The organism is Algoriphagus algorifonticola, assembly GCF_007655305.1.
GTDB lineage: Bacteria > Bacteroidota > Bacteroidia > Cytophagales > Cyclobacteriaceae > Algoriphagus > Algoriphagus algorifonticola.
Genome location: NZ_VLOG01000055.1, coordinates 17,056 through 29,905, shown reverse-complemented (window position 1 = coordinate 29,905; position 12,850 = coordinate 17,056). Strand labels below are relative to the sequence as shown.

The following is a 12,850-nucleotide window of genomic DNA, read 5'->3' as shown; positions in this document are numbered from 1 at the left end:
CTATATGTCAAAAAATCAAAATGCATTCATCAAAAAACAAAAAGCAGAACTTAAAAGAAGAAAACAAAAAGAAAAATTAGAGAAAAAATTAGCCCGCAAAGAACAGCCTAAAAGCGGGGATTTAGAAGACATGATGGCTTATGTCGATGAGTTTGGAAACATATCCGAAACTCCTCCGGAACCGGAGCCACCAAAAAAAGAAAGACCTAAAAATCAATATTTCAATAACAAACAACAAAGTAAAAATTAGTAATCATGAATGAAGGAACAGTAAAATTCTTTAACACAACCAAAGGTTTTGGTTTCATTACACCAGCAGACAACAGTGAAGATGTATTCGTACACCACTCCGGTCTAGTACACGAAATCCGTGAAAATGACAAAGTTACTTTTGACGTAGTTCAAGGTAAAAAAGGTGTTAACGCAGTGAACGTTAAAGTAGTAGGTTAATTCCTCCTGCTTTCAAAATAGAATCCCTGGGGCTATGCTTCAGGGATTTTTTTTTGGAAAAATCGATTAGAAAAGGAAACTGGGAGTTCACTTCAAAGCAATCTGATTGTATAGCCTTTCTCCTTTTTCGAATTGAGTAATATTGTCTAGGGTAGTTTTGGCTATTTGTGCCAAAGCTTCATGAGTCAAGAACGCCTGATGGCCTGTAATCAAGACATTGGGGAATGTCATCAACCTGGAGATTTGCTCGTCCTCCAAAATTTGCTCAGAAAGATTTCTGAAAAATAAGTCTTCCTCCTGCTCATATACATCTATGCCCAAATAGCCTAGTTCCCGGGATTTTAAGGCCTGAATTACCGCCTTGGTTTCGATCAAGGCTCCTCTCGAAGTATTGATTAGCATGCTGTTGTTTTTCATCTGAGAGAGAGCAGTTTTGTTGATCAAGTGCTTTGTGTCGGGAGTTAAGGGGCAGTGAAGGGAAATGATATCAGACTGGGAGAACAAATCCTCTATACTGACATATTTTATCCCTAAGTCCTTCATTTCTTCATTTTGAATTACATCAAAGGCTACAACTTCACATCCAAAACCCAATGCTATCTTACAGAAAGCCCTACCAATGGCCCCGGTACCTATGACCCCGATAGTTTTTTGGAATAAATTAAATCCAGTGAGTCCCTCCAGAGAAAAGTTGGATTCCCTGATCCTGTTGTAAGCCTTATGTGTCTTTCTGCTGAGTGTAAGAATCAAGGCAAAGGCATGTTCAGCTACAGCCTCTGGGCTATAAACTGGCACTCTAACAACAGGAATACCCAAAGAACTTGCGGTTTCTAAATCTACCTGATTGTAACCGGCACAACGAAGAGCTATTAACTGAACTCCATTTTCTTTGAGGAGAGTAAGAGTATTTTGATCCAAACTGTCATTTACAAACGCACAGACTGCCTCATGTCCTTTTGCCAGTGGGGCAGAAAACTGGTCAAGCTTCGTCTCAAAATAGGTGATCTCGTGATGATAGTTTGCCAAGATGGAGCCAAAGCTATTTTCATCATATGACTTGGTACTAAAAAATGCAATTTTCATGCTTTTATATTTTTACCTGATAAATTGAAAAACGCGTTACTTCTTCCTCAATTTCTGAATTTTCAGGCTCTTGAACCAAAAATTTTCCATTTCCCATTCCAAATAAAATAGTTCCGGGTACAGATGGAAGTTCTTGGCCTAATTGCTTCTTATTTTTAATAAGGATCAATCTCTTTTCATTAAGGTCTGAAATAGGGCTATAAAGAGGGTCTTCAGCTTTTCGATTATCATATTCAGATGGTGTAATTCCCGTGAAATAAGAAATCAAATAAAGGTCCTCATCGATTTGAATCAGGGAGATATTCCTCCCAGCCATCATTCTAAGTTGGGTGATCCTTTCATCGTTTTGTTCGATTTCGATTGGGACCGAATTATAAGTTAGAAACTCCTCATGTTTCAGGGGAATACTTCCTTTGTAATTCAAACCCGGAAGATCATAAACTTCAATTTCATCCTCTAGACCGTGTAAAACCAATAATTCTGAAGTCTTCCGATTAATTTGGAAGGATTTGGTCATCAATTCAGGATAAAAACCTTCCGTTTGTCTGTATACCGATTGCGATCTATATGGGACCACAGATTTCATCTCTCCCGACTCCAGATGCAGTTTGTAGAAATTCTTTAATGTATCCCTACCTTCCTCGTTTCTGATCAGATAATGTGCAGATAAATAATTGCTGGGGCCCACTAAAAAAAAGGTACTGTCATTTGACTCGAAATATTGAGTTTTTCCGAGAGGACCGAATGCACGGATAGGTAATGGAGACTGGATTCGTTGCTGAAATTGGGTTTGATAAGTGGAATCAAAGGCAAATAATGCAAAGGGCAATTCAGCAATCCTTAATCCATCCGGACCAAAACTCATTCCGATCGGGTTCCAATTACCATAATTACCCGGACCATCTCCCTTCTTTTTAGCTCTTTGAATAATATTTCCATCCAAATCTATTTCCAGAATTTCATCTTCTACCGTAGCGTAGCCCAAATAGGTTTTTTCCTGCTCGGAGTAATCACTGATAATTACCCTTGTGAGATTGTTGACTTCAAAGGAGTCTATTTTCTCTATTTGAAAATCTTTTTCTGAATATTTTTCCTGTTGATTATCAGGCGAACAAGCCTGCAAACCCAATAAAAAAAGAAAAATCCATAAGATGTATTTGGGAGATAGAGTGGGATATTTCATTATTTAAAATATAGTTTTACTACTTATTTATCGTTGAATTTACAATCTATTCTTGACTTTCCCAGCTAATCTTCTTTTTTCCTATTTGTGACAAGAGTTGCTAACTTAAGCATTTCAAATTCAACCCTAATTCTATGAGAAAAAATCTGCTGTTTTGCCTGTTTATCCTAGTGTTTTCCTGTGCGGAAAAGAAAGAGAAAGTAAAAGAAATTGAAAAAGAAGTAATTAAAGAGATTACGATGGATTCAACCCCCGATTCTGTTTTAAGGCATGTTGTTTTATTTGCTTTCAAGGAAAGTATCAGTCCAGCCGATATCAATCAAATTATCGAGGCGTTTGAAAACCTTCAGAATGAAATTCCTGAAATCAAGTCATTTGAATGGGGACTCAACAATAGTCCGGAGAATCTGAATAAAGGCCTTACTCATGCCTTTTTTCTGACATTTCATTCAGAAGCAGACCGAGACACCTATTTGCCTCATCCTGCCCATCAGAAATTCGGAGAATTGATCGGGCCACATCTTAAAGATGTAACTGTGGTGGATTATTGGACCAAATAAGATAATCTTAATTGTAGGGGAGGCCGGATGAATTCCCCATCTTGCTTTCTCCTACAGTTAGAACTTCGGTGACCACAAAATTACTGGCTCCTCTCCAAGGGAGCATCCCATTGTATTCTTTATAGCGTAGCTCCACAAATTTGCCAGAGGCTCGTTCCAATTTTTCAGCAACTTCGGGGTCAGTTACACTAAATCTAAACTCATTGCTTTGGAGTCCGCCTGCAGTTGGACTTTGGAATCCTTCCTGTACTACACGTCCTTCGTAGGTTTTAAACAGGACTCCTTTTTTTACAAAATAATTCAATGAGCCAGCTTTTACGCCTTCACCGAAGACAAATAAAAATTTGTACCAAAAGATAGCTCCTAATATAAGCACAAGGATTAATCCGAAAATCCACCCGAATTTTTTCATAATATTCTATTTTCAGCTTCTAATATAAGCAGTGATTTTATCTAAAAAATAGAAAGACAAAATAAAACCTAGCAAGTGTTTTCGTGTTTTTAAATCATGCAGGAGGATTTATTTCAAAAAAGCGGACAAAATTTATTACCCTTTCAAGGTGAGGTAAGGTATTATCCTGACTTTATTCAATGTGAGATGGCTTTTGAATTATACCGGCGCTTGGAAAAAGAAATCAAATGGAAACAGGAGCCTATCCGCCTTTTTGGGAAAACAATCCTGCAGCCAAGATTAACTGCTTTGTATGGAGATCCCGAAAAATCATATAGTTATTCGGGGATTACTATGAATCCGATTCCATGGAACGATACCCTTCGTGAAATTAAGTTTCAGATTGAAAAATTAAGTATGGAATCTTTCACACATGTGCTGCTTAATTTTTATCGGGATGGAAAAGACAGCATGGGTTGGCATAGAGATAATGAGGCAAGTTTGGGACGAAATCCGACCATAGCCTCAATCAGTTTGGGGGAAACCAGGAATTTTCAGCTGAGGCATTACGAGAATAAGAAAATAAAATTGAATATGCCTTTAAATTCTGGAAGCTTATTGATCATGGGTGGGGAGAGTCAACATTTTTGGGAGCATCAAATTCCCAAAAGTAAAAAAGTAAGTAAAGGAAGAATTAACCTGACCTTTCGAAAATTGATTTAAAATATTACTTGTTCTTTCAACATGTTGAGATATTCAAACGGAAGTGGCTTTTCGATATAATCTATCACGCTTGAATATTCCATGGCTTTATTTTTATCAGCTACATTGACAGATGAGCTAATCAAAATCACTTTTATTTTTTCGGGAGTATTTTTGTTTTCAATGAAATCCAAAACACCCCATCCATCGATCGTTTTCATGTAAATATCCAAGAACAGAAGGTGGTTTTTATCCATGTTCTCTTCCAAGAAGCGGATTGCGTCATATCCATCTTCAAATTTCAAAGGGGTTTGATGGAAGTCGGATTTCTTTGCCAAGACATCATGGATGAACAAGAAATTAGGGTCGTCATCTACGATTATTAAGTTAAAATTGGCCATCAAATGGGTAAGTAGTGAAAGGTCGGAGTTGGGTTCCGTGGTGATATTAATAAGATTTATTTATTCAATTAATAAATTATGAAAAATAATTCCGAATTATTCATCAAAAATATAAAAAAAAAGCCCCGTTTTGAACGAGGCTGAAAATTAATTTACTAGCCAAATAAACTCGCCGTATCCCTCTTTTTCCATTTGGGACTTGGGGATAAACTTCATCGCGGCTGAATTCATGCAGTATCTCAATCCGGTGGGCTCTGGTCCATCATAGAAAACATGTCCTAAATGGCTATTGCCTAACTTGCTTCGAACTTCCACCCGAATCATTCCCAAGGTCTTATCAACTGGTTTGTCTATTATCCTAGCATCGATTGGTTTGGTGAAACTTGGCCATCCTGAACCTGACTCATATTTATCTTTGGAACTGAATAAAGGAGCTCCTGATACTATGCATACATAAATACCAGCCTCCTTATTTCCATTGTACTCATTTTGGAAAGCATATTCAGTTGCATCTTCCATAGTCACCTCATACTGTAAATCAGTTAATGTGGCTTTCAACTCTTCTTTGGATTTAGCAGGGTATTCTTTTTGGCTCAATTCCGGCCAATGCTTTTTGATAAATGCATCTCTACCACTTCCTGTTCTGTAGGAATAATAATCCTGGGGCTTTTTCTTATAATAATCTTGATGATATTCTTCTGCTTCGTAGAAGTTGGTGTATTTGATGACGGGAGTTGCAATAGGCTTGTCAAATTTCCCGGACTGATCCAACAGCTTTTTGGATTCTTCGGCTACCTTTTTTTGCTCAGCATCATGAAAGAAGATTGCAGATTCATATTGAGTACCTCGGTCATAAAAGGATCCGCCTACATCTGTGGGGTCAAAGGTTTGCCAAAAAATATCAACCAACTCTGAATAACTGATCACTTCTGGGTCAAAAGTAATTTGAACTGACTCTCGATGAGAGGTTTTTCCTGAACTTACCTCCCCGTAGGTTGGATTTTTTTCTTTTCCTCCAGCATATCCGGATACAACGGATAATACACCGTCAATTCCTTCAAATGGGGCTTCTACGCACCAGAAACATCCTCCTGCAAAAGTTGCAAGCTCTGTTTTACCGGAGAATGAAGTGACTGGATCTGCCTGTTTTTCTGTTTCTTGGTTTGCCGAACCTTGCTCGGATGGAGCACTACAGGCCATCAGTAGGCCTAGTATAAAGCTGAACATAATGGTAAATGATTTTTTAGGTGAAGACATATTGGATGTTTTTTTCACTACTAGGTGATTTTGGTCTCGTATTTGAAACTGATTTATAAACACTTCAGTTCGCGATCTGTTTGAGTTCCATTCCAATTACGTACTCAGATCCAAAAAAAGATGATTTTTGATTACAACTGAAGCGGCAGGATCGACCAAAACTTTAAAGAGAGAGTTATGAAAAGTTTTCAGCAGCTATTTTACCTGGTTTTTTTCTTTCTGATTTCTTACCCGATGGCTTTGGCACAGCAGGGCTCCGGTTTAGGAGTCAAATTTGGAACAAATTATAATACCTCTGGCAAATATTTTAAAGATGCCGAATCAGTTTGGAAAGATCCATTAGGAGGTGTGGGGTATCATGCAGGGATATTTTACAAAATGAGCTCTTATGATATTTATCTTCGTCCTGAGTTAGTATTTACTGAAAGCAGGTTCCAAACCTCCTTTGGAGAGGCGAATGCACAAAGAATTGATGCTCCAATTTTGGGTGGAATCCAGCTTTTCAAAATAATCAATGTCTTCGCAGGGCCTTCATTTCATTATACCCACAATGATAATTATCTAACGGGAAGTGCATCCGATTTCAACAAACGGCTTAGAATGGGCTACCAATTTGGGATGGGAGTTTCTATCGGTCCACTGGGGCTGGATCTCCGTTATGAACGAGAGTTCAATGATCAGAAATTCTCCATGGATCGCGTGTTAGGAGGGAATCAGGATTTCCGCCATCAGCAGATTTTGCTCGCGCTTTCTTTAAGGATTTTCGGGCCTTAAAAAAAATAATATAATAAAAATCTATTTTTCTAGTTAATTGAAAAATCAACTAGAATTATATGAAAAAGACACTTTTCATTTTTGGATTTTTATTTCTTAATTTCTTGACATTCGCGCAAGAAAAAACTGCATTTGAAATTTATGTCGGTCCATCAAAAGCCATTTTGCCTTTTGAGGTAATTCCTACAAATTTTAATATTTCTACATCGAATCCACTGAGCTATCACCTTGGATTGAGTTTTATAACTGAAATAGCCCCGACATGGCAACTCAGTACTCAGGTGGAATTTTTTAAGCGTCATCTAGGTACTTTTGCTTTTTCTTCTCAGGCGGACACTATTAGAATTACGGGGTATTCAACGGATGTTATCCCTTTAATTGCTCTGGGGATTCGCAAAAATTGGTTAGGTTTTTCTCACTCATATTATTTCCAGCCAAGTTTGAGTTTGATGAAAAGTCCTGCTTTCTTGGATGTATATGAACCTGAGCCTGGTGACGAATTTAATGGAATTCCTTTAGGTCTAGTTTCAGTTTCCAATTTAGGGTTAGGAATTAGGTTAGAAGGGGGAGTTAAGAGGTACCTAACGGGCGGGAATTACCTCACTTTAGGATTAAGATATCAGCAGGGCCTACGTTTAATGGATCAAATGAATGCACCTATTTTCTACAGAGGCAACCTTGAGCATGTCTTAGTTGCGAAAAGTAAAGGCAGTTATTTAGGAGCGTATATAGGTTTTGGAATAAGTGGTCAAAAATTCAAAAAATCTCCTAGTCATAGTAATAAACATATCCCTGATGAATTAAACCTCCAAAAGGAAAAAGCAGCAGAAGAAGACGGGGTTTATTTTTTTATGTTAGGAGGGATTAGGTTAAGGGAGCAACTTCTGCAAAACCCCTACACGTACTCCAATATTAGCGGTCAGTTCCAATTGGGTATTGGCTATTATTTCAAAGATTTTTCAATTGAAACTGGTTACGGAAGTTATAGTTATAACAATAATTATCAATTGGATTGGGATGGTCAAAAAGCTGTTTTTATGACCTTTGAGCATTTTTCTGCAGGAGGTATCCCTCTAACTTTGAAGTATCATTTGCCTCTTGATGAAAGGAAAAATTGGAAAATCGGCCCTAGCTTTTCTGGTTTTTTGATTTTGTCTAATACGGCAGATAGCCCCTATTACTATGGAGGGGGGCAAAGAACAACTACAATAGGAGATCAAACTTATGAGGCGACTAGTTCATTTGAAGCTTTATCAACAAATTGGCGAAGTATGTTCAGTTATAGGGCTGGATTATTTACTGAACGAAGATTTTTGAATTCTTCCTTTTTATCTCTTCAGTTTTCAAGGAATTTTGGTAGCCCGGTTTTATCCAGATTAGCTGTTGATTATCAAATTGAGGGTCAAAATATAAATCAAATCCATGAAGGGGGATTGAATGGTTATAGTTTAGAATTATCGTTAAGGCTCCCGATTAAAGTTTTAATGGCAGTCAATTGATCAAAATCAATTTTTCATAAAAGGTCTAAATGCCTCAGACCAGAGTTTGTATCCTTCAGCATTGAGATGGAGTTGATCTTGGATATAGAGTTCTGGTCGAGGGTTTCCATTTTCGTCCAAGAGGGCATCCCAAACAGACAAAAATTCCACTTGCTCTTTGCTTTGGGCATATTGCGCCATCATTTGATTTAAAATGACATAGCTTTCCTTTTTGGACCAGCGACTTGGGCTGGGTTTGGCACTGATCAATACCACCTCTGTATAAGGATTAATCACCTGAATTCTGGAAACTATATTGTCCAATGACTCCATGATTTGCGATATATTGACGTCTGCCCAGATATCATTATCACCTTCATAAATGAAGACTTTTTTGGGTTCAAAGCGGATGACAAGAGGAAATAGATGTTTCTCCAAATCTGAAGCCTTAGATCCGCCAAATCCGGTATTGATAATGTTTCGATTTGGAAATTCCTCTACTAAACTTTGCCAAAAACGAATACTGGAACTTCCGGTGAAAACAATTCCTCCCGGTTCCCAACCTGCATTGTCTATTCTTTCTGAGATTGCTTTTACTTCTTGCTCAAAAGGAACAACTTGGGCAAAAAGCACTTCGGCTTTTACAAAGAATGCCAAAAAGAATAGGAAGAGAATCTGGCTAATTTTCATGTATTTTAAAATTGTGGGTCGGAATGAATTGTGAAATCTTTCAAATCTGAAATAAACACTTCAAAATTGATCTTTTTTGCAAAATAAAAATACGGGGAAAATTCACATGCTCAAAACCGTTCACCAAGTGGACGATTCCGCACAGAGCGAACGAATCTGATTTCTGACCTGCAAAATTGCCAAGTAGATCAAAATGTCGCTTTCTATCCCATTTTAGGGGATTTCTGTCACAGGTAAGCTTTTGACGATCCCTGATTTTCTGATTCACTTACTTTTGGAGTGGTTTCTGCGTTTAAAAAGAGAATCCAAGCAATCCTTCCTATCATGCAGCAACTCACCCGTTTTTTCTGGTTTTGTAGCGGAGCTAATTTCTCCATTCTCAAACGAACTCCCACTGAATCAAATAAATATGTAGGAATTGGCGCCACAGTCTTTTTTACAGGAGTGTTGGCGGCCTTGGCTGCAGGCTATGCTTTGTTCACGGTTTTTCAGTCCATTTGGCCTGCCATCGGATTCGGATTCCTTTGGGGTTTGATGATTTTTAATTTGGATAGGTTTATCGTGTCCAGTATGCGTAAAAAACAAAATGCCTGGGCTGAGTGGAAGTTGGCGATTCCCCGATTAGTATTAGCAGTATTATTGGCCTTAGTCATTTCCAAACCTCTTGAATTGAAGATGTTTGAAAGAGAGATAAACCGGAAATTGGATGAGAAAAAAACTGAGTTTATCGCTGAGTCCAAAGCCAATTTAGCCAAAGGTTTTCCGGAGATTCAGGAGCTGGAAGCAAAAATTGATACATTAAAGTATGAGGTTGCTTCAGCACAGTCTTTTCGGGATCAGTTGCAAAAAGAGTACGATGCTGAGCGCTTTGGCGAAAAGACAAGCGGTACCAGTGGGATAGTGGGACTGGGAACCAATGCCAAGAAAAAAGAGCAGCAGTTGGATGCAGCCCAGGAGGCTTTAAATAGTTTGAGGGCAAGGAATCAAATTCGCATCGATACTATCGAAGCTCAAATTCGAGAATTTATGGCTTTGAGACAGCAGGAATTTGAAAAGCAACAGCCTGGAATTGAAAATTTTGATGGTTTGGCTGCCCGGATGGATGCTTTGTCCCAACTGACTGAAGAAAGTCAGGCCATGGCTACTGCCAATATTTTTATCATGCTATTGTTCATTGCAATCGAGACTGCTCCGATTTTTGTGAAATTGATTTCCAATAGAGGCCCATATGATGAAATTCTGGAATTGCACGAGGATAAGGTGATCCTGTTTAAAGGGGAGAAATGGACCTTTGCCAAGGGGGAATCAGATGCCAGAGTAGATTACTTTCAAGGTACTCATACCTTTGAAAATGAGTTAAGGAAAGAACAAACTAACAAGAAAAATAAAGCACTCTTGGATATTGATTGATTACGACTTAAAAGGCACTTCTACAGGAAAAATTTCTCCAACACATCCCCTACATAAAAAGCGACCACAGCTGCTAAAAGACCCAATGACAGGGTTTCGCTAATACTTCGCAAGGCTGATGTTTGATTGACTATGCCTTTTAGCCAACCCACTATAACAAAGGCTAAGCCTGTCAAAATGCTGGTCCAAAGAAAGATGTCTTGATCTATGGGTATGAAAAAATCCCACAGATAAACCATCAAGGGAATAAATCCCACCAGTATAAATGATAGTAAGGTAGCCAGACCTATTTTGAAAGGGCTTTTACTTTCTTTCATCATGCCCAGCTCATCTTTCATCATCTCTGCCACCCAAAGGTCTTTATCAGAGCAGATATGGTTCACAATTTTGTCCAAAAGCTCTCCTTTGAATCCTTTTTCCCGATAAATCTCAGCGATTTCCTCTCGTTCTAAATCAGGGAGATTTTCTATTTCCCAATATTCGATTTTCTCGTGTTTGTTAAAATTATCTCTCTCACTTTTCGCTGAGAGATAAGCGCCTACAGACATGGAAAAGCCGTCTGCAAACAAATTAGCGAAGCCAAGAATAATCAAGATTCCCGCATCCAAATTCGCTCCGTATCCACCAGCCACGACGGCAAAAGTGGTGACTGCACCATCGATTCCTCCGTAGACAAATTCCCTTAAATACTCCTGTAGCTTACCAAATTTTCTGTTTTGATGATGGATTACTTTTTCCATATTATCTGAGATTCTTTAAGAAAAACTCTTTGACATTTTCACCCATAACTGCTCTAATCTCAGTTTTGGTAAATCCTTCTTTAAGCAGGCCTTCTACAATCAGAGGCAAGCCTGTAATATCAAAAGGAACCGCCACAGAACCATCATAATCAGAGCCTAAGGCCACATATTCAATGCCCACCAAATCTCTAATATGCTTGATAGAGGCAATAATATTAGGGAGCTCAGGCTCTCCAACTGCCATGTCAAAAAATGCAACGCCTATAATCCCTCCCTTTTCCGCTATTTTTTTGATTTGTTCGTCACTGAGATTTCGTTGTGAGTCTAAGACGGCCCGTACACCGGTGTGGGATACAATAACTGGCTGTGTGCTAATAGCCAATACGTCATCAACGATGGCAGGAGAGGAGTGAGCCAGATCGACAAATATTCCCAAGTCATTCATCCTTTTAACAGCCGCCTTTCCAAACTCGGTTAAACCGTCCCCGCTCTCACCGTGGGCAGAGCCTCCTAATTCATTGTCAAAGAAATGAGTTGGTCCTATCATGCGAACTCCTGCTTCAAATACCCGATCGATATTTAAAAGATCGCCTTCCAAAGCATGAGCCCCTTCTATCCCTAGCATGGCTCCAATGGTGTTTTTATCCTCAGCTCTAAGGGTTAAGAGTTTTTGTAAATCAGCTTTTGACTGGATGAAAATTGTCCTTCCGTCTTTACTGATAAAATCATTTAAATCACTGCTTTGAGATAAAGTCCTATTGATTAAGCTAAACCAATTGAATGGGCTTTCACCTTTGACAATGGTTAATGGAGTAATATTATCAAAAGTCTCAGCACTGTTTTGCTGCATATTTTGACCTGATGGGGATTTGGAGACTATAGTAAACATTTCGAAGGCCACATTAGCCTCTCGCATTCTTGGGAAATCCACGTGCCCTCTGTCGCCTCTTTCGGTAAGATCTCTTCCCCAAAGCAAAGCATCACAATGGAGGTCTGCGATAAAATCCAAGCTATCATAGAATGCTTGAGCTTCATCAGAAACTCGATAAGGCCCACTGGATTTTACCGGGTTTCTTTCATTTTCTATGTAGGATGGGATAGTGGAGATTGCGATTACAAACAGTAAAAACAGAGCAAGTAGGGCGATCAGTATTTTTTTCATAGTTGTTGGGGAATCCTTTTTTTAAGATACTAAAAATTAATCCTTTGAAAGAAGCGAATGAAATCCATTAATTCTACTTTTCTTATTTCAATTCAAATTCATTTCAATTTTTCTTCACATGGGATCAGAAAAATAATTTATGGAGGAGCAACCAAGTATATTCAAAAAAAAATGAAAAATTTTTTACTGATTTTGTGCCAAATATTTAAATTTTATTAAGTTTAAGAAATTTTGGTATTCATAAAAGTTACTCAACCCAGCTGTTTACCAAAGTTTATTTGGTTTTACTTAATCAACAATAGACCCTGATTGAGAGCTTGTTTTCGAACAAGCTCTCTTTTTTTTAACTAGTTCTAAACCACATTTTGTTGAGATTTAAAAAACAGGTTTAAAAATTAAGCTTAGCCTCTTGTTTTTTTGTAAAAGTTGAAAAAATCGGTTTCTCACCCTAAGGTTTCGTCAAGAAATATATTCTTTTGTTTTTGATCGGTTAAAAAGAAAAACCTTCTCAAATATTTCGAGAAGGTCTTTACATAGATAACCCTTTAATCCAATGAATTTTGAAAAAC

The 12,850-nt window shown here is 38.1% G+C and carries 15 protein-coding genes; 7 read left to right on the top strand and 8 right to left on the bottom strand.

The genetic code is table 11. From position 1 onward, the window contains the following. Positions 1 to 4: 4 nt before the first annotated feature. Both FL972_RS14970 and FL972_RS14965 read left to right on the top strand, forming a co-directional pair. Positions 5 to 250 carry a cold-shock protein gene (locus FL972_RS14970; RefSeq protein ID WP_091649069.1) on the top strand — a complete coding sequence of 82 codons (246 nt, stop codon included), beginning with the start codon at positions 5 to 7 and terminating at the stop codon, positions 248 to 250. A 5-nt stretch (positions 251 to 255) separates the two neighbouring features. After that, positions 256 to 450 carry a cold-shock protein gene (locus FL972_RS14965; RefSeq protein ID WP_091649072.1) on the top strand — a complete coding sequence of 65 codons (195 nt, stop codon included), beginning with the start codon at positions 256 to 258 and terminating at the stop codon, positions 448 to 450. An 87-nt stretch (positions 451 to 537) separates the two neighbouring features. On the opposite strand, the gene FL972_RS14960 is transcribed toward FL972_RS14965, so the two are convergent. Then, positions 538 to 1,533: a 2-hydroxyacid dehydrogenase gene (locus FL972_RS14960; protein WP_144606511.1), complete on the bottom strand. Its 996-nt coding sequence runs from the start codon at positions 1,531 to 1,533 to the stop codon at positions 538 to 540. Between the two features lie 4 nt (positions 1,534 to 1,537). After that, the gene (locus tag FL972_RS14955; RefSeq protein WP_144606509.1) at positions 1,538 to 2,716 is read right to left on the bottom strand and encodes a hypothetical protein; all 1,179 of its coding nucleotides are present in this window, start codon (positions 2,714 to 2,716) and stop codon (positions 1,538 to 1,540) included. A 134-nt stretch (positions 2,717 to 2,850) separates the two neighbouring features. Between FL972_RS14955 and FL972_RS14950 the strand changes: the two genes are divergently transcribed. Continuing rightward, the gene (locus FL972_RS14950) at positions 2,851 to 3,276 is read left to right on the top strand and encodes a Dabb family protein (protein ID WP_144606507.1); all 426 of its coding nucleotides are present in this window, start codon (positions 2,851 to 2,853) and stop codon (positions 3,274 to 3,276) included. A gap of 7 nt (positions 3,277 to 3,283) precedes the next feature. Here the strand turns inward: FL972_RS14950 and FL972_RS14945 are convergent, their stop codons facing one another. Then, positions 3,284 to 3,688 (bottom strand): hypothetical protein, encoded by a 405-nt coding sequence (locus tag FL972_RS14945; protein ID WP_091649083.1) that lies wholly within the window; start codon positions 3,686 to 3,688, stop codon positions 3,284 to 3,286. A 96-nt stretch (positions 3,689 to 3,784) separates the two neighbouring features. Between FL972_RS14945 and FL972_RS14940 the strand changes: the two genes are divergently transcribed. Then, positions 3,785 to 4,390, top strand: coding sequence for an alpha-ketoglutarate-dependent dioxygenase AlkB family protein (locus FL972_RS14940; RefSeq protein WP_144606505.1), 606 nt, complete (start codon positions 3,785 to 3,787; stop codon positions 4,388 to 4,390). Here the strand turns inward: FL972_RS14940 and FL972_RS14935 are convergent. Both FL972_RS14935 and msrA read right to left on the bottom strand, forming a co-directional pair. Continuing rightward, the gene (locus tag FL972_RS14935) at positions 4,387 to 4,770 is read right to left on the bottom strand and encodes a response regulator (protein ID WP_144606503.1); all 384 of its coding nucleotides are present in this window, start codon (positions 4,768 to 4,770) and stop codon (positions 4,387 to 4,389) included. The two genes, FL972_RS14940 and FL972_RS14935, sit on opposite strands and share 4 nt — an antisense overlap. Positions 4,771 to 4,917: 147 nt before the next feature. Continuing rightward, the gene (msrA, locus tag FL972_RS14930; protein ID WP_317129954.1) at positions 4,918 to 6,045 is read right to left on the bottom strand and encodes a peptide-methionine (S)-S-oxide reductase MsrA; all 1,128 of its coding nucleotides are present in this window, start codon (positions 6,043 to 6,045) and stop codon (positions 4,918 to 4,920) included. A 159-nt stretch (positions 6,046 to 6,204) separates the two neighbouring features. On the opposite strand from msrA, the gene FL972_RS14925 reads away from it, so the two are divergent. Together FL972_RS14925 and FL972_RS14920 are read left to right on the top strand one after the other, a co-directional pair. Beyond that, positions 6,205 to 6,801, top strand: coding sequence for an outer membrane beta-barrel protein (locus FL972_RS14925; protein WP_222116045.1), 597 nt, complete (start codon positions 6,205 to 6,207; stop codon positions 6,799 to 6,801). Positions 6,802 to 6,860: 59 nt separating this feature from the next. Further along, positions 6,861 to 8,300: a hypothetical protein gene (locus tag FL972_RS14920; RefSeq protein WP_144606501.1), complete on the top strand. Its 1,440-nt coding sequence runs from the start codon at positions 6,861 to 6,863 to the stop codon at positions 8,298 to 8,300. A 6-nt stretch (positions 8,301 to 8,306) separates the two neighbouring features. On the opposite strand, the gene FL972_RS14915 is transcribed toward FL972_RS14920, so the two are convergent. Continuing rightward, positions 8,307 to 8,969 carry a GDSL-type esterase/lipase family protein gene (locus FL972_RS14915; protein ID WP_144606499.1) on the bottom strand — a complete coding sequence of 221 codons (663 nt, stop codon included), beginning with the start codon at positions 8,967 to 8,969 and terminating at the stop codon, positions 8,307 to 8,309. 324 nt (positions 8,970 to 9,293) lie between these two features. Here FL972_RS14915 and FL972_RS14910 point away from each other — a divergent pair, with 324 nt between their 5' ends. After that, positions 9,294 to 10,379 (top strand): DUF4407 domain-containing protein, encoded by a 1,086-nt coding sequence (locus tag FL972_RS14910; protein WP_144606497.1) that lies wholly within the window; start codon positions 9,294 to 9,296, stop codon positions 10,377 to 10,379. A 20-nt stretch (positions 10,380 to 10,399) separates the two neighbouring features. Here the strand turns inward: FL972_RS14910 and FL972_RS14905 are convergent, their stop codons facing one another. Continuing rightward, positions 10,400 to 11,119, bottom strand: a complete 720-nt coding sequence (locus FL972_RS14905; RefSeq protein ID WP_144606495.1) for a VIT1/CCC1 transporter family protein — start codon at positions 11,117 to 11,119, stop codon at positions 10,400 to 10,402. A 1-nt stretch (position 11,120) separates the two neighbouring features. Next, on the bottom strand, positions 11,121 to 12,281 hold the full coding sequence (locus FL972_RS14900) for a dipeptidase (protein ID WP_144606493.1): 1,161 nt from the start codon (positions 12,279 to 12,281) through the stop codon (positions 11,121 to 11,123). Positions 12,282 to 12,850 lie beyond the last annotated feature (569 nt).